Origin of the sequence: Achromobacter sp. EB05 (genome assembly GCF_044232075.1) — a bacterium.
GTDB lineage: Bacteria > Pseudomonadota > Gammaproteobacteria > Burkholderiales > Burkholderiaceae_B > Achromobacter > Achromobacter dolens.
The window spans coordinates 845,019-869,086 of sequence record NZ_CP155917.1; the positions used below are offsets into that span (position 1 = coordinate 845,019).

Below are 24,068 nucleotides of genomic sequence, written 5' to 3' on the forward strand. Positions count from 1 at the left end.
ACTCAACAGCTATATTCGTTCTTTAACAATCTGGAAGAAGCACAACGAAATGTGCTCATCGAGTAATCAGCTTGCTGATGAAGATGGGTACGGGTTGTGATTGCATTAATTTTGTTCCAAGTTCTCAAGACTGGGGTGAATAACCTCAGACTGCTTTGAAACTTATGAACGGCACAAACGCTAATACTCAGGTCCTATAGCCTACAGCGTTATAGGATCAAGCGACTAAGTGCATATGGTGGATGCCTTGGCGATCACAGGCGATGAAGGACGTAGTAGCCTGCGAAAAGCTGCGGGGAGCTGGCAAACAAGCTTTGATCCGCAGATATCCGAATGGGGAAACCCACTCCGCAAGGAGTATCCCTGACTGAATACATAGGTCAGTGGAAGCGAACCGGGTGAACTGAAACATCTCAGTAGCTCGAGGAAAAGAAATCAACCGAGATTCCGAAAGTAGTGGCGAGCGAAATCGGAAGAGCCTTCACGTTTTAGCATGCAAGATAGTCGAACGGAATGGAAAGTCCGGCCGTAGCAGGTGATAGCCCTGTAGACGAAATTTTGTGTGTGGAACTAAGCGTGAGAAAAGTAGGGCGGGACACGTGAAATCCTGTTTGAAGATGGGGGGACCATCCTCCAAGGCTAAATACTCGTGATCGACCGATAGTGAACCAGTACCGTGAGGGAAAGGCGAAAAGAACCCCGGAAGGGGAGTGAAATAGATCCTGAAACCGTATGCATACAAACAGTAGGAGCCTCCTTGTGGGGTGACTGCGTACCTTTTGTATAATGGGTCAGCGACTTACATTCAGTGGCAAGGTTAACCGAATAGGGAAGCCGTAGCGAAAGCGAGTCCGAATAGGGCGATTCAGTCGCTGGGTGTAGACCCGAAACCAGATGATCTATCCATGGCCAGGTTGAAGGCACGGTAACACGTGCTGGAGGACCGAACCCACTAATGTTGAAAAATTAGGGGATGAGCTGTGGATAGGGGTGAAAGGCTAAACAAATCTGGAAATAGCTGGTTCTCTCCGAAAACTATTTAGGTAGTGCCTCAAGTATTACTGCGGGGGGTAGAGCACTGTTATAGCTAGGGGGTCATGGCGACTTACCAAACTATGGCAAACTCCGAATACCCGCAAGTACAGCTTGGGAGACAGAGCACCGGGTGCTAACGTCCGGACTCAAGAGGGAAACAACCCAGACCGCCAGCTAAGGTCCCAAATTATCGCTAAGTGGGAAACGAAGTGGGAAGGCATAGACAGTCAGGAGGTTGGCTTAGAAGCAGCCATCCTTTAAAGAAAGCGTAATAGCTCACTGATCGAGTCGTCCTGCGCGGAAGATGTAACGGGGCTAAGCGATAAACCGAAGCTGCGGGTGTGCACTTTGTGCACGCGGTAGGAGAGCGTTCTGTAAGCCTGCGAAGGTGGCTTGTAAAGGCTGCTGGAGGTATCAGAAGTGCGAATGCTGACATGAGTAGCGATAAAGGGGGTGAAAAGCCCCCTCGCCGTAAGTCCAAGGTTTCCTGCGCAACGTTCATCGGCGCAGGGTGAGTCGGCCCCTAAGGCGAGGCAGAGATGCGTAGCTGATGGGAAGCTGGTTAATATTCCAGCACCATCGTACAGTGCGATGGGGGGACGGATCGCGGAAGATCATCAGGGTGTTGGATGTCCCTGTTGACGTATCGAAGATGGCGCTTAGGCAAATCCGGGCGCGTAAATCAAGGGTACGGCACGAGCGAGCATTGCTTGCGAAGTGATTGGAAGTGGTTCCAAGAAAAGCCTCTAAGCTTCAGCTGTACGAGACCGTACCGCAAACCGACACAGGTGGACGGGATGAATATTCCAAGGCGCTTGAGAGAACTCAGGAGAAGGAACTCGGCAAATTGATACCGTAACTTCGGGAGAAGGTATACCCCGGTAGTGTGAAGCGCCTGCGCGCTTAGCATGATGGGGTCGCAGAGAATCGGTGGCTGCGACTGTTTATTAAAAACACAGCACTCTGCAAAGACGAAAGTCGACGTATAGGGTGTGACGCCTGCCCGGTGCCGGAAGGTTAAGTGATGGGGTGCAAGCTCTTGATCGAAGCCCCGGTAAACGGCGGCCGTAACTATAACGGTCCTAAGGTAGCGAAATTCCTTGTCGGGTAAGTTCCGACCTGCACGAATGGCGTAACGATGGCCACACTGTCTCCTCCTGAGACTCAGCGAAGTTGAAGTGTTTGTGATGATGCAATCTACCCGCGGCTAGACGGAAAGACCCCATGAACCTTTACTGTAGCTTTGCATTGGACTGTGAACCGGCCTGTGTAGGATAGGTGGGAGGCTTTGAAGCGTGGTCGCTAGATCACGTGGAGCCATCCTTGAAATACCACCCTGGTTTGTTTGCGGTTCTAACCTTGGTCCGTTATCCGGATCGGGGACAGTGCATGGTGGGCAGTTTGACTGGGGCGGTCTCCTCCCAAAGTGTAACGGAGGAGTTCGAAGGTACGCTAGGTACGGTCGGAAATCGTGCTGATAGTGCAATGGCATAAGCGTGCTTGACTGTGAGACTGACAAGTCGAACAGGTGCGAAAGCAGGACATAGTGATCCGGTGGTTCTGAATGGAAGGGCCATCGCTCAACGGATAAAAGGTACTCTGGGGATAACAGGCTGATACCGCCCAAGAGTTCATATCGACGGCGGTGTTTGGCACCTCGATGTCGGCTCATCTCATCCTGGGGCTGTAGCCGGTCCCAAGGGTATGGCTGTTCGCCATTTAAAGAGGTACGTGAGCTGGGTTTAAAACGTCGTGAGACAGTTTGGTCCCTATCTGCCGTGGGCGTTGGATACTTGACGGAGCCTGCTCCTAGTACGAGAGGACCGGAGTGGACGTACCTCTGGTGTACCGGTTGTCATGCCAATGGCATTGCCGGGTAGCTAAGTACGGAAGAGATAACCGCTGAAGGCATCTAAGCGGGAAACTCGTCTGAAGATTAGGTATCCCGGGGACTTGATCCCCCTGAAGAGTCGTTCGAGACCAGGACGTTGATAGGTCGGGTGTGGAAGCGCAGTAATGCGTTAAGCTAACCGATACTAATTGCTCGTGAGGCTTGATCCTATAACACTGATGGTTATGACCTGGTGGTATAGCGTTCCAAGTGTCGTTCAATACAAAATCTGGCTGCCCCGTCAGCAGCCAGCCAACACCAATTACACCCACTGTGCGTTGATCATCGAGTCATACTCTGATCGCCACACGTTGCGCTTCTTCCAAGATTGGAGCGGTTGTCCTCAAAGACAATCTCTCAACCCGTTACGCCTGACGACCATAGCAAGGTGGTACCACTCCTTCCCATCCCGAACAGGACAGTGAAACGCCTTTGCGCCGATGATAGTGGACGGACGTCTGTGAAAGTAGGTCATCGTCAGGCTTTTATTGCTCAAAACCCCGCAGGCTACGCCTGTGGGGTTTTGTCTTTTGGGGCGCGCCACACCCTGAAAAGACACTCCCAAAAGAAACCCCCATGCGGCTTGCGCCGCACGGGGGTTTTTGTTTTCTACATAGCGCCCGCGACGGAATCCCAGGGCGATCCTGTCATTGATCGTTGTGGTTTCGACTCCTGAAAATCGCTTGCGATAAGCCCCCGCAGCGAGCCTGCAACCCGCGCCAGCATTGAATGTGCCCAAATAACAACGCTCGTGGGGCGGCTGGCTTTGTGCGGTAAGATTGACCGAGTCAATTGTTGGAGCGTAATCGTGAGTGATACCCAGACCCCCGCGCCCGGTACGGCATTAGACCTGCGCACGCTGACCCATGTCGCCTATGGTTTGTTCGCCCTGGGCTTTCTGACCAGTGGTTTCCTGGGCATCGCCACCCTGGCGGCTGTCGTGCTGATGTACCTGAAGCGCTCGGACGTCGCCGGCACCGTTTATGCCACCCATTTCGACTGGCTGTTGCGCACGTTCTGGTGGGCGTTGCTCTGGCTGGCCATCAGCAGCCTGGCGCTGATCATCTACATTGGCTGGATCGGTGTAGTCGCGACGGTAGTGTGGGGCTTGTATCGCCTGATCAAGGGCTGGCTGGCCCTGCTGGAAGGCGCTGCGCCGACCTCCTACGCCTGATTCCGGGCGCTCGCACTAAAAAGCCGGCTGACGCCGGCTTTTTTTCGTTCGGGACCACGCCGTGGCGTTGACGCGCTGGCGGCAGAACTATCTGGATGGGCGATCGCTCGCCATTGACTGTCTCGCGGCCATCACAGGGTAAGGCGCGAACGCCGCGAGGGGCCTTTTGGAGGTAGTGGCGAGCGTCATGTTGCTGCACGATGAACCGCGCGGCTTGGCGGCGTTGGTGCGTATGGCGCAGGTGTTGCTGGACCTGGCGCAAGGGCCGCAGTTCAGCAATGCCGAGCTTGATGTTGCGGCCGATGACCAGCGCGCTGGCGAGTTGCTTCGCCTGTTCGATAGGGCGCGGCCCCACGACCATATATCTACTCGCAGGTATCTTCGCGTATGGCCCCACAGCGATCGACGGCCTTGACGTTTCGCGCCTGCTTGCTCGATGAAGCGCAGATCGTCGCGTGCCGAGCATGGCGAGCCATGAGAGATCGCGGACCTTTGCTGAGCAGCATTGCGTTCAGGACGCCGACCCGTACGCGCGGCTGCCACGACAGCGTGAGGGTGCTCATGCATCTCGATCGAGACCGCAATGATGTTGCCCACGCGATTCGACGCGACAGCGTTCGCATGCAAGATGGATGAGGTGGGGAGGAAGGCCGTGCCCATCGCGGGTATGGGACTGGCTGGACAAGGCGCAAAGCCTGTGGCGGCGGGGATCTTCGGAAGTCGGGTCCGCCCGGCGTTCTAGCCAGGGCGTCGCGACAGTATCGAGGCAGGGACGTACAGGGTACGCCCTTTGCCTGCTTACTTCAGATGTGCGTTGACCAGTTTGGTCAGTTCGAACATCGTGACCTGATCCTTGCCAAAGATCGGGCGCAGCTTGGCATCGGCGTTGATGTTGCGCTTGTTGCTCGCATCTTGCAGGTTGTGCTTCTTGATGTATTCCCAGATCTTCTTGGTGACCTCGGTGCGCGGCACGGCTTCCGAACCGATCACAGCGGCCAGTTCGGCGCTGGGAGTCAGGGGCTTCATGAATGCAGCGTTCGGCTTGCGCGCGGTCGCGGGTTTGGAGGTTGTGGCCATAATGCGGCGCTCCTTCTCTGGCTGTTGGAAAAATTGTCCTGCGGCCGGAGCATAACGTGTCTCTCCCGTAAAGACAAAGGCATTTATCCTCTGTAGCAACTAAAATATCCCCACTGTCCCCCCTCTCACGTCATTCTGTAACCTCCTATGTACGCACGTTCTCCTTTGGAATCAATTCGCCTGTTCCATGACGAATTGACGGCGCTGCGGCGCGACTTGCATGCCCATCCCGAGCTTGGCTTCGAAGAGGTCCGGACGTCCGGGATCGTCGCAGGTGCGCTTGAGGCGCTTGGAATCGAGGTGCATCGCGGAATTGGCAAGACCGGCGTGGTGGGCGTCATCCGCGGCAAACGCTGCGACAGCGGCCGCATGATCGGCCTGCGTGCCGACATGGATGCGCTGCCGATGACGGAGGACAACGAATTCGGGCACAAGTCGACCAAGCCGGGCCTTATGCACGGTTGCGGCCACGACGGCCATACTGCTGTGCTGATCGGGGCGGCGAAGTATCTGGCGCAGACGCGCAATTTCGATGGCACGGCCGTGCTCATCTTCCAGCCGGCCGAGGAAGGACGCGGTGGCGCCAAGGCCATGATGGAGGACGGGTTATTCGATACCTTTCCGTGCGATGCCATCTATGCCTTGCACAACTGGCCGGGCTTGAGGCCCGGCACCATCGGCATCAATCCGGGGCCGATGATGGCCGCGGCAGACCGCTTCGAGATCCTGATCACAGGCCGTGGCGGCCACGGCGCGCATCCTTATCAGACGATTGACCCGGTCACGATCGCCGGCCAGGTCATCACGGCATTGCAGACCATCGTGTCGCGCAACGTCAATCCGCTGGATTCCGCGGTGGTGTCGATCGGGTCCCTGCAGGCGGGCCACCCTGGCGCGATGAGCGTGATCCCGCGCGAGGCGCGGCTGGTGGGCACGGTGCGCACATTCCGCAAGTCGGTGCAGGAGATGGTCGAGACGCGCATGCGCGAGCTGGTGACGGCGATCGCCGGCGCCTTCGGCGGCACGGCCGAACTGACTTACGAACGCATCTATCCCGCGACCCTGAACACGCCACAGCATGCCAACCTGGTCGCCGACATCGCCACCGAGATGATCGGCAAGGAAAACGTGGTGCGCGATCTGGTACCGTCGATGGGGTCGGAGGATTTCTCCTTCATGCTGCAGAGCAAGCCCGGCGCCTACTTCCGCCTGGGGCAGGGCGGCGCCGAATCCGGCTGCGTGCTGCACAACTCGCATTTCGATTTCAACGATGCCGTCATTCCCCTGGGCAGCGCGATGTTCTGCGCGCTGGCCGAACGGGGCATGCCCCTGGCAGATTAAGAAGCCTCTACATGTCCACGCAAAACACCAATCAACTGATCATCACCCGCCCCGACGACTGGCACCTGCATCTGCGCGACGGCGCGGCGCTGGAAGCGGTGGTTGCGGATACGGCGCGGCAGTTCGCCCGCGCCATCATCATGCCCAACCTGAAGCCGCCGGTAACCACCACCGAGCAGGCGCTGGCCTATCGCGGCCGCATCCTGGCGGCGTTGACCAAGGCGGGCGGCGATGCGGGCGCCTTCACGCCGCTGATGACGCTGTACCTGACTGACAATACCTCGGCCGAGGAGATCTTCCGCGCGCACGAGTCGGGCCAGGTCTACGCGGTCAAGCTGTATCCCGCGGGCGCGACCACCAATTCCGACGCCGGCGTGACCGACTTGCTGGGCAAGTGCGCCAAGGCGCTGGAAGCGCTGGAAAAGTGCGGCATGCCGCTGTTGGTGCATGGCGAAGTGACGGATCCGTCGATCGACGTGTTCGACCGCGAGGCGATCTTCGTGGAGCGCGTGATGAAGCCGCTGCGCCGCGCGTTTCCGGCCTTGAAGGTGGTGTTCGAGCACATCACCACCAAGGAAGGCGCCGAATACGTGCGCGATGCCGAGGGTCCTATCGCGGCCACGATCACGCCGCAGCATATGCTGTACAACCGCAATGCGATTTTCCAGGGCGGTGTGCGGCCGCATTGGTACTGCCTGCCGATCCTGAAGCGCGAGACGCACCGCTTGGCGCTTGTGGAGGCCGCGACCAGCGGCAGCCCGCGTTTCTTCCTGGGCACCGACAGCGCGCCGCATGCGCGCGGCCTGAAGGAGCATGCCTGCGGCTGTGCCGGTTGCTATACCGCGCTGCATGCGATGGAACTGTACGCGACCGCGTTCGATGCGGTCGGCAAGCTGGATAAGCTGGAAGGATTCGCCAGCTTCCACGGCCCTGATTTCTATGGGCTGCCGCGCAACACTGGCAAGCTGACGCTGGTGCGCGAAAGCTTCCAGATTCCGGACGAGGTGCCGTTCGGCAACACCGCGCTGGTCCCGCTGGCCGCTGGCGAGACGCTGGCCTGGCGCGCGTCGGTCTGAGCGCGGCGACCGCCCTCCGACTATATATAGAGGGCGGTGCGGAAAGCGCCGCGGGCGCTGCGGTAACGGGACTGGATCAGAGGGCGCTTTCGCGGCGCGCCTCGAGCAATTCCCAGCGCGCGAACTTTTCCTCGAGTTCGCTTTCCAGCTTGGACAGCTCGCTGTTGATGCGTTCGACTTCGGCGGGCGCATCGCGGTAAAGGCTGCCGTCGGCGAGCTTGCCGGCCAGTTCGGCTTGTTGCGCTTCGAGCGCGGCGATGGCTTCGGGCAGGCCTTCGAGTTCGCGAAGCTCCCACGAATTCATCTTGGCGGCGCGGGCCGGCTTGGGCTTGGCGGCCTTGGCGCGGGCCGCGGCTTCGTCGGCCGCGCGCGCCGCCTTGGCTGCGTCTTCCTGCGCCGCGGCGACCGGCGCCGGGGCGGGGCGCTGGGCTACCCATTCGTCATAGCCACCGACGTAGTCGCGCCAGTGGCCGTTGCCTTCGTAGGCGATGGTCTGCGTGACGACGTTGTTCAGGAAGGCCCGGTCGTGGCTGACCAGCAGCACGGTGCCCGAGTATTCCTGCAGCAGTTCTTCAAGCAGTTCCAGCGTTTCGATATCGAGGTCGTTGGTCGGTTCGTCCAGCACCAGCACGTTGGCCGGACGCGCGAACAGGCGCGCCAGCAGCAGACGGGCGCGTTCGCCGCCCGACAGGCTGCGCACCGGCGAACCGGCGCGGGCGGGCGAGAACAGGAAGTCGCCGAGATAGCTCATGACGTGCTTGCGGGTGCCGCCGATCTCGACCCACTCGCTGCCCGGACTGATGATGTCGACCAGCGTCGCGTTCTCGTCGAGCTGGGCGCGCATCTGGTCGAAGTAGGCCACCGACACGTTGGTGCCCAGGCGGGTCGTGCCGCTGTCCGGCTGCATCTCGCCCAGGATCAGCTTTAGCAGCGTGGTCTTGCCGGCGCCATTGGGGCCGATGATGCCGATGCGGTCGCCGCGCAGGATGGTGGTGGAGTAGTCGTCCACCACGATCTTGTCGCCGAAGCGTTTGCCGACATGGTCGAGTTCGGCCACGAGCTTGCCCGAGCGCTGGCCCTCGGCCAGCGCCAGCGACACGTCGCCGACCCGTTCGCGACGCTCGGCGCGTTCGACGCGCAGGCGTTCCAGGCGGCGCACGCGGCCTTCATTGCGGGTACGGCGTGCCTCCACACCCTTGCGGATCCAGACTTCCTCCTGGGCCAGCAGCTTGTCGAAGCGGGCCTGTTCGAGGCGTTCGGACTCCAGCCACTGGGCCTTGCGCTCCTGCCATTGCGAGAAGTTGCCGGGGAAGCTGAGCAGCCGGCCGCGGTCCAGCTCGACGATGCGGGTGGCCACGGAATCCAGGAAGCGGCGGTCGTGGGTGATGATGACGGCGGCGCCCTTCCAGGTGCGCAGCATTTCTTCGAGCCAGGCGATGCCGTCGAAGTCGAGGTGGTTGGTGGGTTCGTCCAGCAGCAGCAGATCGGGTTCTTCGACCAGCGCGCGGGCCAGCGCGACGCGCTTGCGGGTGCCGCCCGACAGGCCGGCGATCTGGACGTCCGCAGGCAGGCCGAGCTTTTCCAGCACGGCGCGCACGCGCGAGGGGCGCTGCCAGTCTTCATGGTCGCCGTCGACATTGCAGACCACGTCGAACACGGTGGCGTTCTCGTCCAGTTCCGGTTCCTGTTCGACCGTGGCCACGCGCAGGCCCGAGCTGCGGGCGATGTCGCCATCGTCCGGCACGGTGCGGCCGTCCAGCAGCCGCAGCAGCGAGGACTTGCCGGCGCCGTTGCGGCCGATGAGGCCGATGCGCTCGCCGGCCTGAATGGCGAAGTCGGCGTGGTCCAGCAGCGGGTGGTGGCCATAGGCCAGCTGGATGTCGGTCAGGGTGATGAGCGTTGCGAGGGCCATGTGGGTCGGGTCGTTCTTGCGGCGGATAAGCGGATCAGACCGGTATTGTCGCAGGAACCCGCGCCGCTGTTCGGGGACGGAGCGGCGACCTGTACTAGAATACGCACCGCAAGGCGGGTCGGGCGATCGCGGTGGATGCGAGTCCATCGAGGAAGGTCCGGACTCCACAGGGCAGGGTAGCGGCTAACGGCCGTCCGGTCGCGTCTTCGGACGCGGTCGAGGAACAGGGCCACAGAGACGAGTCTGCGGGGCGGGCGCGCCAGTCGCGCACCGATACGGCCATCTCCGTATCGCGCCGGTCGGCAACGGCCGGCGGCATCGCAGGGTGAAACGCGGCAACCTCTACCCGGAGCAACATCAAATAGGCATGCGTGCGGCTTTCGGGTCGCGAAGGGCGGCTCCGTCCGAGCATGCGGGTAGATGGCTACAGCGGCTCAGCAATGATCCGCGCAGAGGAATGATCGTCCGCCAGGGAAACCTGGTGTACAGAATCCGGCCTATAGACCCGTCTTGCATTGGATTTCCGATCGACGCGTGGCGCCGCGGCGCTTTTTTCTCGCCGCGATATCCGCCACCTGGCGCGCAACGCCCGCCAGTCTTCGGCAAGCGGGCCGGGTAAAACAATGCAAAGGCATTGTTAGCCGCCACTTCTTAAGAAGCACTTTTAGATAGTGACGCAACCTCCTGATTTATTGGGAGGTTTTTCTTTTTGCGTATTTACAAGTTGCTCTAAGTCCTTGTTGTGATTGAAAAAATTGCAACCGCGCGCTTGACCGCCCCATTGCCATACCGTAGAGTGGGAAATAGTAGGAAATTGTGCAATTAAGTGGGGTAAAAGTGGTGTTTCAGGGAAGCAGCGCGCTCACGCTGGATGCCAAGGGACGGATCTCGATTCCGACCCGGCATCGTGACGCGCTGATGGCGCAGGCCGAAGGCCGCCTGACCCTGACCCGCCACCCAGACGGCTGCCTGCTGGTGTACCCGCGGCCCGAGTGGGAAAAGAAGCGCGAGCAGATTGCCGCCTTTCCCATGACGGCGCGCGCGTTGCAGCGGCTGTTGCTGGGCAACGCTCAGGACGTGGAACTGGACGGCTCCGGCCGCGTCCTGATCGCGCCTGAACTGCGCAACGCTTCCGGTATGACGCGCGATGTGATGCTGCTCGGTCTGGGCGCCCACTTCGAGCTGTGGGATGCCGCTACCCTGGCCAGCCGCGAGGCTGAGGACCTGGCCAAGGGTATGCCGGATGTGTTGAATCAGTTTTCGTTCTGAAAGAGTTATGGAATTCGAACATCGGCCCGTCCTGCTGGAGCCGACGGTGGACGCGCTGTTGCTGGCCGATTTCGGCGGCAAGGGCGCGGCACGGTCGCACGCCCAGGACGAGCCGGCCGCGGCTACGCGAGCGGAACGGGGTGTCTTCGTGGACGGCACCTTTGGGCGCGGTGGCCACAGCCGCGAGCTGCTCGGCCGCCTCGGTCCGGCGGCCCGCCTGGTGGTGTTCGACAAGGATCCCGAGGCGATCGCGGTGGCCAATGCGTTGGCGGCGGCGGATTCCCGGGTGACGGTGGTGCATGGGGGCTTTGCCACCATGGCCGAAGAGTTGCGGCAGCTCGGCATCGACAAGGTCGATGGCGTGATGCTGGATCTGGGGGTGTCGTCGCCTCAGATCGACGATGCCGAGCGCGGTTTCTCGTTCATGCGGGACGGCCCGCTCGACATGCGGATGGACACCACTCGTGGACCCACGGTGGCGGATTGGCTGGCGCAAGCCAGTGTGGATGAGATGCGGGAGGTCATAGCGGATTATGGCGAAGAACGGTTTGCTTTTCAGGTTGCAAAGGCGATTGCTGCTCGCCGCGCAACAAGGCCGCTGCGCACCACGCTCGAGCTTGCCGAGTGCGTCGCCAGCGCCGTCCGCACGCGCGAAAAGGGGCAGCATCCGGCCACACGCACCTTTCAAGCTCTACGGATTTACATCAATCGGGAACTCGAAGAGCTCGCGCGCACCCTCGCGTCAGCTCTAGACCTGCTTGCCCCGGGGGGGAGGTTGGCGGTGATCAGCTTTCATTCGCTTGAAGACCGTATGGTCAAGCAGTGCATCGCGGCGGCGGCTCGTCCGGCAGCCGCGCATGCGCGCCTGCCCCTGCGCGAAAGCGAAATGCCCCAGCCGGTGTTGCGTTCGCTGGGACGCGTGCTGGCCGAAGACGATGAGGTCTCGGCCAACGCCCGCGCCCGTTCGGCCGTGCTGCGCGTCGCCGAACGCACCGCCACGCCCCTGCCCGCCGAGGGCGGCATGGCGTTCGTGAAAATCGGGTCGCTGCCGGGCAGCGATCTGGCTCCGCCGCCTCGTCGCGGCGGCAAGGGAGGGCGCCGCTGATGGGTCGCGTCAACCTGATCGTTGCGGCTTTGCTGATGCTGTCGGCCATTTCCCTGGTCACCAGCCGGTATCAGTCGCGCCAGCTCTTCGTCGAGCTGGGCCGCGATCAGGCGCAGGAGCGCGACCTGGAAACCAACTGGCGGCGTCTGCAGTTGGAGCGCGCCGAGCTGGCGCGCAACGCCCGGGTTGACGTGATCGCGCGCGACAGCCTGAAGATGATTCCCATCGTGCCTGACCGCACGCTCTATCTGAATCAGGCGCCGGTGCCGGCCAGCGGAGGTGCCCAATGAAGCGCGTTCCGTTCTTCGACAATCCGGTGCTGCGCGGGCAACTGCCGACCTGGCGCGCGCGTCTTGTGCTGATCCTGCTGTTTGGCGGTTTCACCGTGCTGGCCGGCCGCGCGTTGTTCCTGCAAGGGTTGTCCACCGAATTCCTGCAGCAGCAAGGCGAGCGTCGCTATGAGCGCACCCTGACGCTGTCCGCCACCCGCGGCAAGATCATGGACCGCAACGGCGCGGTGCTGGCCTCCAGCGTGCCGGCGCGCGCCATCTGGGCCATTCCCGAGGATCTGAAGCAGGCGACCCCGAGCCAGCTGGACTCGCTGGCCAAATTGCTGGAAACGCCGATCGCCGACTTGCGCCGCCGGGTCGAGGAAGACAAGAACTTCGTCTACCTGAAGCGCCAGGTCTCGATGGACGTGGCCGACAAGATCAAGCAGCTCGGCCTGCCGGGCGTGCACCAGCAGCCCGAGACCCGCCGCTACTACCCGGACGGCGACGTGATGGCCCACGTGGTGGGTTTCAACAGCGTCGAGGACCAGGGCCAGGAAGGCGTCGAACTGACCTTCAACCAGCAATTGTCGGGACGCCCGGGCAGCCGCCGCGTCATCAAGGACCGGCTGGGCCGCGTCATCGAGGACGTGCAGGCCGTGACGCTGCCGGTGGATGGCCGCGACCTGCGGCTGTCGATCGACACCCGCCTGCAGTACCTGGTGTTCAAGGAACTGAAGGACGCGATGGACAAGCACCAGGCCAAGGGCGCCACCGCCGTGGTCGTGGACGTCCATACCGGCGAGATCCTGGCGCTGGCCAACGTGCCGACGTTCGACCCGAACAAGCGCGAGACCTTCCACGGCGCCAATCTGCGCAACCAGGCCATTACCGACACGTTCGAGCCGGGCTCGATCATGAAGCCGTTCACCGCCGCGCTGGCGCTGGACCTGGGCCGCATCACCACCTCGACCCTGTTCGAGACCGGCAACGGCCGCTTTACGTATCAAGGCAGCACGATCAGCGACGTCAGCCGCAACGGCACGCTGGACGTGGCCGGCGTGCTGCGCAAGTCCAGCAACATCGGCATGACGATGATCTCCGAGAAGCTGGAATCGCGCGAGATGTGGGACCGCTTCACCGAACTGGGCCTGGGCCAGGCCCCTCAAGTGGGATTCCCCGGCGCGGCCCCTGGCCGCCTGCGCCCCTGGGACCGCTGGCGCCTGATCGAGAAGGCCACCATGGCCTATGGCTATGGCCTGTCGGTGTCGCTGCTGCAAGTGGCGCGCGCCTACACCGTGTTCGCCCGCAATGGCGACATGGTGTCGCTGACCCTGGTCAAGCGCGACAGCGATCCGACCAGCGTCAAGATCTATACGCCCAAGACCACCGCGCTGGTGCGCGGGATGCTGGAGGCCGCCACCGGGCCGGACGGCACCAAGGCCGCCCAGGTCCAGGGTTACCGTGTGGCCGGCAAGAGCGGCACCGCGCGCAAGATTGTCGACGGCAAGTACAGCACGCAGCGGTATCGCAGTTCGTATGTGGGCTTTGCGCCGGTGTCCGATCCCAAGATCGTGGTGGCCGTCTCGATCGACGAGCCCACGGTCGGTGGTTATTACGGCGGCGCGATCGCCGCGCCCGTGTTCTCCCACATTGTCGGCGGGAGTCTGCGGCTGATGGGGGTGCGGCCGGACGCGCCCTTCGAATCGACAATTGTTGCTGGTATCAAGGAGCCAGGCAGATGAGCGCCAAAGGCTTCCTCTCATCCCCCGCCGCCACGGTCGAACAAGCCGTGGCGTGGTTGCATTCGCGCGTGTCGTTGACCGCGCACCTGAAGCTGGACTCCCGCGAGATCGAGCCGGGCGACGTGTTCGTCGCCTGCCCGGGCCTGTCCAGCGACGGCCGTCTATATATAGAGAAGGCGTTGGCGCTGGGCGCCAGCGCAGTGCTGTTCGAGGCGCCCGCGACCGAGGCCATCGAGGCCGCGGCCGCCGCCGGCGATACGCCGATGCTGCCGGTGACCGGCTTGCGCGCCCTGCTGGGCGAGCTGGGCGACACCTGGTACGGCCGGCCGTCGTCGACCCTGGCCGTGGTGGCCGTGACCGGCACCAATGGCAAGACTTCGTCGGTGCAATGGATCGCCCACGCGCTGGGCCGCAACGACAAGCCCTGCGGCACCATTGGCACCTTGGGCGCCGTGCTGCCCGACGGGCAGACGCTGGGCGGCCATCTCACGACCCCGGACGTGCTGACCGTGCACCGCCTGCTGGCCGCCATGCGCGACGCCGGCGCCAAGGCGGTGGCGATGGAAGCGTCTTCGATCGGCATCGAGCAGGGCCGCATGGATGGCGTGCGGGTGGCGCTGGCCGCCTACACCAACCTGACGCGCGATCACCTCGACTATCACGGCACGATGGAACGTTACGAGGCGGCCAAGGCCAGCCTGTTCCGCTGGCCGGGCCTGAGCGCGGCGGTGGTGAACGCCGACGATGAAGCCGGGCGCCGCCTGATCGCCTCGCTGCCGGCGGACCTGTCGGTGATGGGCTACAGCCTGAGCGCGGACCCGGCGATTCCCGCCGCGATGCGCGCGCGCGACCTGCAGGCCACCGCGCAAGGCCAGATCTTCACGCTGGTGTCGCCGCATGGCGAGGCCCAGATCGTGACGCGCCTGCTGGGGGCGCACAATGTTTCCAACCTGCTGCTGGTGGCGGGCGTGCTGTACAAGCTGGGCCTGCCATTCGCGCAGATCGCGCGCGAACTGGCCGCGACCGATCCGGTCGATGGCCGCCTGCAGACCGTGGAACCGGTTGCCGCCAGCACGCAGGCCCACTCGGGCCGTGGCGCGCTGGTGGTGGTGGATTACTCCCACACCCCAGATTCGCTGGCGCGCGCGTTGATGGCATTGCGTCCGGTGGCGCAGGCGCGCGCCGGCCGCCTGGTGTGCGTGTTCGGTTGCGGCGGCGACCGCGACGCCGGCAAGCGCCCCGAGATGGGCCGCATCGCCGCCGAACTCGCGGACCACGTGGTGGTGTCCAGCGACAACCCGCGCAGCGAGTCGCCCGAAGCGATCGTGGCGCAGATCCTGGCCGGCATTCCGGCGTCGGCGGCGGTCGAGGTGCAGGTCGACCGCGCCCGCGCCATCATGCAGGCCATCTGGGCCAGCGCGCCCGAGGACGTGGTGCTGCTGGCTGGCAAGGGCCACGAAACCTATCAGGAGATCGCCGGCGAGAAGCTGCCGTTCGACGATCGCGAATGGGCGCGGCTGGCGCTGCTGCTGCCGCTGGTCAAGGGCGTTTCCACGGATACGCGGCGCATCGGCGCTGGCGAGCTGTTCGTGGCGCTGGTGGGCGAGAACTTCGACGCGCACAACTACCTGGACCAGGCCGCCGAACGCGGCGCCTGCGCCGCGGTGGTGGCGCACGCCGTGCCGGAATCGAACCTGCCGCAACTGGTGCTGGGCGATACCCGCGTGGCGCTGACGCGCATCGGCGCGGCCTGGCGCGCCCGCTTCACGCTGCCGGTGGTGGCTGTGACGGGCAGCAACGGCAAAACCACCACCAAGGAAATGATCTCGGCCATGCTGGCGGTCTGGCGCGGCGAGACAGGTCGGCTGGCCACGGCCGGCAACCTGAACAACGACATCGGCGTGCCGCTGACGCTGCTGCGCCTGCGTCCGGAGCATCGCGCGGCCGTGTTCGAACTCGGCATGAATCATCCGGGCGAAATCGCCCAACTGGCTGCCATCGCGGCGCCCAGCGTGGCGTTGGTGACCAATGCCCAGCGCGAGCACCAGGAATTCATGCACTCCGTGGAAGCGGTCGCGCTGGAAAACGGCGCCGCCATCTCGGCGCTGCCGGCGGACGGCGTGGCCGTCTATCCGGGCGACGAGGCTTACTCGGCCATCTGGGACAAGCTGGCCGCTCCACGCCGGGTCTTGCGTTTTGGCCTGCAGCCCGGTCTGGACGTCTATGCCGAGCAGATCCTGGCGGACGTCGATTCGACGCGCTGCCGCGTGGTGACCCCGATGGGCAGCGCCGACTTGACGCTGCCGGTGCCCGGCGTGCACAACCTGCGCAATGCGCTGGCGGCGATCGCCAGCGCCATCGCCGCCGGCGCGCCGCTGGATGCCGCCGTGCGCGCGCTGGCCGGCTTCAGCCCGGTCGCGGGCCGGATGCAGCACAAGAAATTGAGTGACGGAACGTTGCTCATCGATGACACCTACAATGCCAACCCCGACTCGGTTCGCGCGGCCATCGATGTGCTGGCCCGCATGGCCGGCACGCGTGTCCTGGTTCTGGGCGACATGGGCGAAGTCGGGGACAACGGCCCCGCCATGCATGAAGAGGTGGGCAATTACGCGCGCGAGCTTGGCCTCGATGCGCTCATCACGCTAGGCGATGCCAGCCGGGCGGCCGCGGCCGCCTACGGCACGGGCGCGCACGCCTGCGCATCGGTAGACGAAGTCGTTGCCGCATTGCGCGGCCTGCACGCGTCCTGCGTATTGATAAAGGGATCGCGCTTTATGCGCATGGAGCGGGTAGTGACGGCTTTTATTTCGAATGACGGGCAAGCGTCCAAGGGGCAGGGGGACAACCATGCTGCTTGAGATCGCCCGTCTGCTTTCCGATGATGTGCGCGCGCTGGGCGTGTTCGAGTACATCACGCTGCGCGCGGTGCTGGCGTGCGCCACGGCGCTGCTGATCGGCCTGGTGGCCGGCCCGCGCGTGATCCGCAAGCTGACCGAGATGAAAATCGGCCAGGCCGTGCGTTCGTATGGCCCGGAAAGCCACCTGGTCAAGACCGGCACCCCGACCATGGGCGGCGTGCTGATCCTGATTTCCATCGCCATCAGCACGCTGCTCTGGGCCGACTGGACCAACCGCTTCGTCTGGGTGGTGCTGCTGGTGACGTTCGGCTTTGGCTGGATCGGCTGGATGGACGATTACCGCAAGGTGGTCTATCGCGATCCGGAAGGCATGCCGGCGCGCCAGAAGTTCTTCTGGCAGGCAACCATCGGCCTGGTGGCCGCGGTCTACCTGGCGTTCGCCGTGTCGGCGCCGGCCAACACCGAATTGTGGCCGCTGTTCAAGGCCTGGGTGGGAAGCGGCTTCACGATGTCGCTGCCGACGCGCGCCGACCTGATCGTGCCGTTTTTCAAGACCGTCAGCTATCCGCTGGGCGTGCTCGGCTTCGTGGCGTTGACGTGGGCCGTGATCGTCGGCACCAGCAATGCCGTCAACCTGACCGATGGCCTGGATGGCCTGGCGATCATGCCTACCGTGATGGTTGGCAGCGCGCTCGGCATCTTCGCCTACGTGGTCGGCCGCGTCGACTATTCGAAGTACCTGCTGTTCCCCTACATCCCCGGCGCCTCGGAATTGATGGTGCTGTGCGCGGCGATCGGGGGCGCGGGGCTGGCATTTTTGTGGTTCAACGCGTATCCGGCGCAGGTCTTCATGGGCGACGTCGGCGCGCTGGCGCTGGGCGGCGCGCTGGGCACCATCGCGGTCATCGTGCGCCAGGAGATCGTGCTGTTCATCATGGGCGGCGTGTTCGTGGTCGAGACCCTGTCGGTGATGATCCAGGTGACGTGGTTCAAGTACACCAAGCGACGTTATGGAACAGGTCGACGCATATTCCGCATGGCTCCGCTGCATCATCACTTCGAAGTGGGCGGCTGGAAGGAAACCCAGGTGGTCGTGCGTTTCTGGATCATCAGCATGATGCTGGTGCTGATTGGCCTCTCTACCCTGAAGTTGCGATGAATACGATGGAAACCTCCCGCGCCGACGCGCCGCTTGTCCTGATCCTCGGATTGGGCGAGTCGGGCGTGGCCGCCGCACGCTGGAGCGCCCGCCAGGGTGCCCGCCTGCGCGTGGCCGACACGCGCGCGGAGCCGGGTGGACTGGACGCGTTGCGTGATGCGCTGGCGCAGGCCGAGGTCGAGTACCGCCTGGGCTGCGATACGTCTTTCGACGTCGCGTTGCTGGACGGCGTGAGCCAGATCGTCGTCAGCCCGGGACTGGCGCCCGAAGGCGCGCCGGCTGGCGATCTGCTGCGCGAGGCCAAGGCGCGCGGCATCGAGATCATCGGCGAGATCGAATTGTTCGCGCGGGCGCTGGCCGAACTGGCCGAGACCCGCGAATATCACCCACGCGTGCTGGCCGTGACCGGCACCAATGGCAAGACCACCGTCACCGCGCTGACGCGCGATCTGGCCGAGGCCAGTGGCCTGTCGGTGCTGGCCGCCGGCAACATCAGCCCGGCGGCGCTGACCGCGCTGATGCAGGCGCTGGATGCCGACGATCTGCCGCAGGTGTGGGTGCTGGAGCTGTCGAGCTTCCAACTCGAGACCACGCATACGCTGATGGCCGACGCGGCCGTCGTGCTCAACGTGACGCAGGACCATCTGGACTGGCATGGCGGCATGGACGCCTATGCGCGCGCCAAGGCGCGCCTGTTGAAGATGACGCGCATCGCCATCGTCAACCGCGATGACCCCCATACCGTGGACATGGTGCCGTCGCTGGCTGCCATGCCGGTGCGCAGCTTTGGCCGCGACGTGCCGGAACTGGTCGGCGACATGGGCCTGGAGCTCGGGCAGGGCGTGGCCTGGCTGGCCGCGGCCGAGCCGGTCGATTTCGACGAGCCCGTGGCGCCTGTGCGGCGCAAGAAGGATGCGCCCGAGCCGACACGCGCCAAGGGCCGCATGAGCCGCCTGATGCCGGTCGATGCCTTGCGTATCCGCGGCATCCACAATGCCTTGAACGCACTGGCCGCGTTGCAGTTGGCGCGTTGCCTGGATCTGGGCTGGGGCCCGATGCTGCGGGCCCTGCGCGAATACGCCGGCGAGCCGCATCGCGCCGCCTTCGTGCGCAGTATCGGCGGCGTGGACTACATCAACGACAGCAAGGGCACCAACGTTGGCGCCACCGTGGCCGCGCTGGAAGGCATGGGCCAGCCGGTGGTGCTGATCGCCGGCGGCCAGGGCAAGGGCCAGGACTTCTCGCCGCTGATCCCGGTGGTGTCGCGCCACGCGCGCGCCGTGTTGCTGATTGGCCAGGACGGCCCCGAGATCGGTCGGGTGCTGGCCGCCACCGGCGTCGACTGCATCGCCGTCGAATCGCTGCGCGACGCCGTGCGCCGCGCCGCTGACCTGGCGCAGGCCGGCGACGTGGTGCTGCTGTCGCCGGCCTGCGCCAGCCTGGACATGTTCCGCAATTACCCGCACCGCGGGCAAGTGTTCGTGGAAGAGGTCGAAGACCTGGCCCGCGACCGGGGAGAGGTGGCATGAGCCTGATCGCCGATCTCACCGCCAGCGTCAACGCCGTACGGCCCGGCCGTACCCGCATGCGCAATTTCGACATGCCGCTCGCGATTGCGGCGTCGACCTTGCTGCTGCTCGGCCTGCTGATGGTGTATTCGGCGTCGATCGCGCTGGCCGACGGCCCGCGCTATGCCTCCTATGGCCGCTATTACTTTGTCATCCGCCATGGCCTGTTCGTCACCGCCGGCCTGGTGGCGGGCGCCGTCGTGCTGGCGATTCCGATCCGCGTGTGGCAACGCCTGGAGGTGCCGCTGTTCGTGGTGGCAATGGTGCTGCTGGTGGCGGTGCTGGTGCCCGGCATCGGCCGCGAGGTCAACGGCGCGCACCGCTGGATCCCGCTGGGTCCGCTGAATTTCCAGCCGTCGGAACTGATGAAGCTGGCCGCGCTGCTCTACGCCGCCGACTACACCGTGCGCAAGCAGGAACACATGCAGGCCTTTGCCCGCGGCTTCCTGCCGATGGCGTTCGCGCTGGCCGGCGTCGGCATGCTGCTGCTGCTCGAGCCCGACCTGGGCGCCTTCATGGTGATCGTGGCGATCGCGATCGGCATCCTGTTCCTGGGCGGCATCAACGGCAAGTACTTCAGCAGCCTGCTGGCGGTGCTGGTCGGCACCTTCCTCATGCTGATCTGGTTGTCGCCGTGGCGCCGCGCGCGCCTGTTCGCCTACCTGGATCCCTGGAACGAAGACAACGCCTACGGCAGCGCCTACCAGCTTTCGCATTCCCTGATCGCCCTGGGGCGCGGCGAATGGCTGGGCGTGGGGCTGGGCGCCAGCGTCGAGAAATTGCACTACCTGCCCGAGGCCCATACCGACTTCCTGATGGCGGTGGTGGGAGAGGAACTGGGTTTCGCCGGCGTGATGCTGGTGATCACGCTGTTCGCCATCATCGTCTACCGCGGTTTCGACATCGGCCGCCAGGCCATTGCCATGGAACGCACGTTCGCGGGCCTGGTGGCGCACGGCGTGGCGATGTGGTTCGGGGTGCAGGCCTTCATCAACATGGGCGTGTGCCTCGGGCTGTTGCCGACCAAGGGCCTGACGCTGCCGCTGATGAGCTATGGCGGTTCGGGCGTGGTGATGAACCTGTGCGCCCTGGCCATGCTGATCCGGGTGGACGTGGAAAACCGCATCATGATGCGCGGAGGACGGGTATGACCGCGTCGTCGCGCACCATCCTGATCATGGCCGGCGGCACCGGCGGCCACATCATGCCCGGCCTGGCCGTGGCCGACGTGCTGCGCCAGCGCGGCTGGCGCGTGCTGTGGCTGGGCAACCCGGACAAGATGGAAGGCAAGCTGGTGCCGCCGCGCGGCATCGAACTGGTGCCGCTGCGTTTCGCCGGCGTGCGCGGCAAGGGCGTGACGGCGCTGCTGAAGCTGCCGTTCCTGCTGGTGCGCGCCTTCGCCCAGGCCTGGGCGCGACTGTCGTCCGTGCGTCCGGACGTGGTGCTGGGCATGGGCGGCTATGTCGCCTTTCCGGGCGGCGTCATCGCGACGTTGCGTGGCACGCCGCTGGTGGTGCACGAGCAGAACGCGGTGGCCGGCACCGCCAACAAGTGGCTGGCCAGGATGGCGCGCCGCGTGCTGAGCGGGTTCCCCGGCGTGCTGCCCAAGGGCGAGGCCATGGGCAACCCGGTGCGCGCCGACCTGTGCGCCTTGCCCGATCCGGCGCGGCGCTATGCCGCCCGCAGCGGCCCGTTGCGGCTGCTGGTGGTGGGTGGCAGCTTGGGCGCCCAGGCGCTCAATACCACCGTGCCGCAAGCGCTGGCTCGACTTCCGCAGGCGGACCGTCCGGTGGTGGTGCACCAGGCCGGCGAGCAACATTTGCCGGCGCTGCAGCAGGCCTACGCCCAGGCGGGCGTGACGGCCGACTGCCGCGCCTTCATCGACGACATGGCCGGCGCCATGGGCGAGGCCGACCTGCTGGTCTGCCGCGCGGGCGCCATGACGGTGTCCGAAGTGGCCGCCGTCGGCGTCGCGGCGCTGTTCGTGCCGCTGCCCCATGCCATCGATGATCATCAAACCGCCAACGCGCGCTTCCTGAGCGACGCGCAGGCCGCGTGGCTGCAGCCGCAGAACGCCTTCAGCCCCGAGTGGCTGGCGGACTGGCTGGGCCAGCGTTCCCGCCAAGAACTGCAAGCCGTCGCAGAACGGGCCCGCGCGCACGCGCGCCCGGAAGCGGCGGCGCATATCGCCGACGTCTGTGAACAAGCAGCGGGGCGTTCATCATGAAACACAGAATCCAGCATATCCATTTCGTAGGCGTCGGCGGTTCCGGCATGAGCGGCATCGCCGAGGTGCTGCTCAACCTGGGCTACACCATCAGCGGTTCCGACCTGAACGAGTCGGCCGTGACGCGCCGCCTGGCCGGCCTTGGCGTGAATATCGCCATCGGCCACGTCGCCAGCAATGTCACCGGCGCCGACGCCATCGTCACGTCGACCGCGGTGGCGGGCGACAACCCCGAGGTCATCGCGGCCCGCGCCGCCCGCATCCCGGTGGTGCCGCGCGCCATCATGCTGGCCGAGCTGATGCGCCTGAAGCGCGGCATCGCGGTGGCCGGCACGCATGGCAAGACCACCACCACCAGCCTGGTGGCCAGCATCCTGGCCGCCGGCGACCTGGATCCGACCTTCGTGATCGGCGGGCGCCTGAATTCCGCCGGGGCCAATGCGCGCCTGGGGCAGGGCGACTACATCGTGGTCGAGGCCGACGAATCCGACGCTTCGTTCCTGAACCTGCTGCCGGTGATGGCCATCGTGACCAACATCGACGCGGACCACATGGACACCTATGGCCACGACGTGGCCCGCCTCAAGAGCGCGTTCATCGAATTCACCCAGCGCCTGCCGTTCTACGGCAGCGCGGTGCTGTGCACCGACGACGCCAACGTGCGCGAGATCATGCCGTTCGTGTCGCGCCCCATCACCTCGTATGGCCTGAACGAAGACGCGATGGTGCGCGGCTACGAAGTGCAGGCCGACGGCACGCGCATGCGCTTCAATGTGCAGCGCAGCCACCGCGACACGCTGCTGCCGCCGCTGCAGGTGGAGCTGAACCTGCCGGGCCTGCACAACGTGCGCAACGCGCTGGCGGCGATCGCGGTGGCGACCGAGCTGGGCGTGGCCGATGAAGCCATCCGCGACGCGCTGGCCTCGTTCAAGGGCGTGGGCCGCCGCTTCACGCAGACGGGCGAATTCCCGGTGCCGGCCGCGCATGGCGGCGGCACCTTCACGGTGATCGACGACTACGGCCACCACCCGGTGGAAATGGCCGCCACGCTGGCCGCCGCCCGCGGCGCCTGGCCCGACCGCCGCATCGTGCTGGCATTCCAGCCGCATCGCTACACGCGCACCCGCGACTGTTTCGAGGATTTCGTGCGCGTGCTGGGCACGGCCGACGCGGTGCTGCTGACAGAGGTCTATGCCGCCGGGGAGCCGCCGCTGGTGGCCGCCGACGGCCGCGCCCTGTCGCGCGCCCTGCGCGTGGCCGGCAAGGTCGAGCCGGTGTTCGTCGAGGACGTGGCCGACCTGCCGCAGGCGGTGGTCGATTTCGTGCGCGACGGCGACGTGGTGATCGTCATGGGGGCGGGCTCGATCAGCAAGGTCCCGGCCCAAGTTGGAGAATTGGCATGAGCGCGAAATTCGGCAAGGTGGGTGTGTTGTACGGCGGCCGTTCCGCCGAACGCGAAGTGTCCCTGATGTCCGGGGCTGGCGTGCACCAGGCGCTGCTCAGCGCAGGCGTCGACGCGCACCTGTTCGACACGGGCGAGCGCAGCCTGGCCGAGCTGGCCGCCGAGGGCTTCGAGCGCGTGTTCATCGCCCTGCATGGCCGCTTCGGCGAAGACGGCTCGATCCAGGGCGCGCTCGAATTGCTGGGCATCCCCTATACCGGCAGCGGCCCGCTGGCCTCGGCCCTGGCCATGGACAAGACCATGACCAAGCGCGTGTGGCTGCAGCATGGCCTGCCCACGCCGGAATTCGAATTGCTGGACGCCGACACGGAACTGCGCCTGGTGCCGGACCGCCTGAGCCTGCCGCTCATCATCAAGCCGCCGCACGAGGGCTCGACCGTGGGCATCACCAAGGTGGTGGGCTATTCCGACATGAAGGAAGCCTACGCGCTGGCCGCCAGGTTCGATGCCGAGGTGCTGGCCGAGCAGTTCATCCAGGGCCGCGAGCTGACCGTGGCGGTGCTGGGCAGCGGCAAGACCGCGCGCGCGCTGCCGGTGATCGAGATCGCCGCGCCCGGCGGCAACTACGACTACGAGCACAAGTACTTCTCCGATGACACGCAGTACTTCTGCCCGGCCGCGTTGCCGCCGGCCGTGGCCGAGGAGGTCGCCGACATCGCGGTGCGCGCCTATCGCGCGCTGGGCTGCGAAGGCTGGGGCCGCGCCGACTTCATGCTGGATGCCGACAACCGCCCCTGGCTGCTTGAAATGAATACCTCGCCCGGCATGACCAGCCATTCGCTGGTGCCGATGGCGGCCCGCGCCACCGGCATGAGCTATGCCGAGCTGTGCGTGGCGATCCTGGCCGACGCCTCGTGCAAGTTGCACAGCGCCGCTCGCAATACTTGACCCGGACAT

16 protein-coding genes, 2 rRNA genes and 1 other RNA gene are annotated in these 24,068 nt (G+C 64.7%); 17 read left to right on the forward strand and 2 right to left on the reverse strand.

The window, feature by feature from the left end:
• Positions 1-215: 215 nt before the first annotated feature.
• The 3 genes from AAID08_RS03980 (at position 216) to AAID08_RS03990 (ending at position 4,100) form a co-directional block, all read left to right on the forward strand.
• Positions 216-3,096 (forward strand): 23S ribosomal RNA (locus AAID08_RS03980).
• A 200-nt stretch (positions 3,097-3,296) separates the two neighbouring features.
• Positions 3,297-3,409 (forward strand): 5S ribosomal RNA (gene rrf, locus AAID08_RS03985).
• A 325-nt stretch (positions 3,410-3,734) separates the two neighbouring features.
• Complete coding sequence (locus AAID08_RS03990) at positions 3,735-4,100, forward strand: hypothetical protein (RefSeq protein ID WP_054501922.1); 366 nt, start codon at positions 3,735-3,737, stop codon at positions 4,098-4,100.
• Positions 4,101-4,898: 798 nt separating this feature from the next.
• Here AAID08_RS03990 and AAID08_RS03995 read toward each other — a convergent pair.
• Positions 4,899-5,177: an SWIB/MDM2 domain-containing protein gene (locus tag AAID08_RS03995; RefSeq protein ID WP_006217453.1), complete on the reverse strand. Its 279-nt coding sequence runs from the start codon at positions 5,175-5,177 to the stop codon at positions 4,899-4,901.
• Between the two features lie 147 nt (positions 5,178-5,324).
• Between AAID08_RS03995 and AAID08_RS04000 the strand changes: the two genes are divergently transcribed.
• Positions 5,325-6,518 (forward strand): M20 aminoacylase family protein, encoded by a 1,194-nt coding sequence (locus AAID08_RS04000; protein WP_049071372.1) that lies wholly within the window; start codon positions 5,325-5,327, stop codon positions 6,516-6,518.
• An 11-nt stretch (positions 6,519-6,529) separates the two neighbouring features.
• The gene (gene pyrC, locus AAID08_RS04005) at positions 6,530-7,594 is read left to right on the forward strand and encodes a dihydroorotase (protein WP_054501920.1); all 1,065 of its coding nucleotides are present in this window, start codon (positions 6,530-6,532) and stop codon (positions 7,592-7,594) included.
• Between the two features lie 76 nt (positions 7,595-7,670).
• Here the strand turns inward: pyrC and AAID08_RS04010 are convergent, their stop codons facing one another.
• Positions 7,671-9,506, reverse strand: a complete 1,836-nt coding sequence (locus AAID08_RS04010; RefSeq protein WP_054501919.1) for an ATP-binding cassette domain-containing protein — start codon at positions 9,504-9,506, stop codon at positions 7,671-7,673.
• Between the two features lie 110 nt (positions 9,507-9,616).
• Between AAID08_RS04010 and rnpB the strand changes: the two genes are divergently transcribed.
• The 12 genes from rnpB (at position 9,617) to AAID08_RS04070 (ending at position 24,059) form a co-directional block, all read left to right on the forward strand.
• Positions 9,617-10,022: RNase P RNA component class A (gene rnpB, locus AAID08_RS04015), an RNA gene on the forward strand.
• Positions 10,023-10,346: 324 nt separating this feature from the next.
• Complete coding sequence (mraZ, locus tag AAID08_RS04020; RefSeq protein WP_006392946.1) at positions 10,347-10,775, forward strand: division/cell wall cluster transcriptional repressor MraZ; 429 nt, start codon at positions 10,347-10,349, stop codon at positions 10,773-10,775.
• Between the two features lie 7 nt (positions 10,776-10,782).
• Positions 10,783-11,880, forward strand: a complete 1,098-nt coding sequence (gene rsmH, locus AAID08_RS04025) for a 16S rRNA (cytosine(1402)-N(4))-methyltransferase RsmH (protein WP_175188443.1) — start codon at positions 10,783-10,785, stop codon at positions 11,878-11,880.
• Complete coding sequence (ftsL, locus tag AAID08_RS04030; RefSeq protein ID WP_049071379.1) at positions 11,880-12,170, forward strand: cell division protein FtsL; 291 nt, start codon at positions 11,880-11,882, stop codon at positions 12,168-12,170. The genes rsmH and ftsL overlap by 1 nt, the downstream gene beginning before the upstream one ends.
• Entirely contained in the window at positions 12,167-13,894 is a 1,728-nt protein-coding gene (locus tag AAID08_RS04035) for a penicillin-binding protein 2 (protein WP_054419225.1), read from the forward strand. Before ftsL ends, AAID08_RS04035 begins: the two co-directional genes overlap by 4 nt.
• Positions 13,891-16,755, forward strand: a complete 2,865-nt coding sequence (murF, locus tag AAID08_RS04040; RefSeq protein WP_372415598.1) for a bifunctional UDP-N-acetylmuramoyl-L-alanyl-D-glutamate--2,6-diaminopimelate ligase MurE/UDP-N-acetylmuramoyl-tripeptide--D-alanyl-D-alanine ligase MurF — start codon at positions 13,891-13,893, stop codon at positions 16,753-16,755. Before AAID08_RS04035 ends, murF begins: the two co-directional genes overlap by 4 nt.
• Complete coding sequence (gene mraY / locus AAID08_RS04045) at positions 16,745-17,914, forward strand: phospho-N-acetylmuramoyl-pentapeptide-transferase (protein ID WP_049071384.1); 1,170 nt, start codon at positions 16,745-16,747, stop codon at positions 17,912-17,914. Before murF ends, mraY begins: the two co-directional genes overlap by 11 nt.
• The gene (gene murD / locus AAID08_RS04050; protein WP_395757373.1) at positions 17,911-19,443 is read left to right on the forward strand and encodes a UDP-N-acetylmuramoyl-L-alanine--D-glutamate ligase; all 1,533 of its coding nucleotides are present in this window, start codon (positions 17,911-17,913) and stop codon (positions 19,441-19,443) included. Before mraY ends, murD begins: the two co-directional genes overlap by 4 nt.
• Complete coding sequence (gene ftsW / locus AAID08_RS04055) at positions 19,440-20,633, forward strand: putative lipid II flippase FtsW (protein ID WP_395757374.1); 1,194 nt, start codon at positions 19,440-19,442, stop codon at positions 20,631-20,633. Before murD ends, ftsW begins: the two co-directional genes overlap by 4 nt.
• A complete protein-coding gene (gene murG / locus AAID08_RS04060) occupies positions 20,630-21,709 on the forward strand; it encodes an undecaprenyldiphospho-muramoylpentapeptide beta-N-acetylglucosaminyltransferase (protein ID WP_064527135.1) in 1,080 nt (359 codons plus the stop codon). Before ftsW ends, murG begins: the two co-directional genes overlap by 4 nt.
• A complete protein-coding gene (gene murC / locus AAID08_RS04065; RefSeq protein WP_064527137.1) occupies positions 21,706-23,112 on the forward strand; it encodes a UDP-N-acetylmuramate--L-alanine ligase in 1,407 nt (468 codons plus the stop codon). The genes murG and murC overlap by 4 nt, the downstream gene beginning before the upstream one ends.
• Positions 23,109-24,059, forward strand: a complete 951-nt coding sequence (locus AAID08_RS04070; RefSeq protein WP_064527139.1) for a D-alanine--D-alanine ligase — start codon at positions 23,109-23,111, stop codon at positions 24,057-24,059. Before murC ends, AAID08_RS04070 begins: the two co-directional genes overlap by 4 nt.
• The last annotated feature ends 9 nt before the right edge of the window (positions 24,060-24,068 follow it).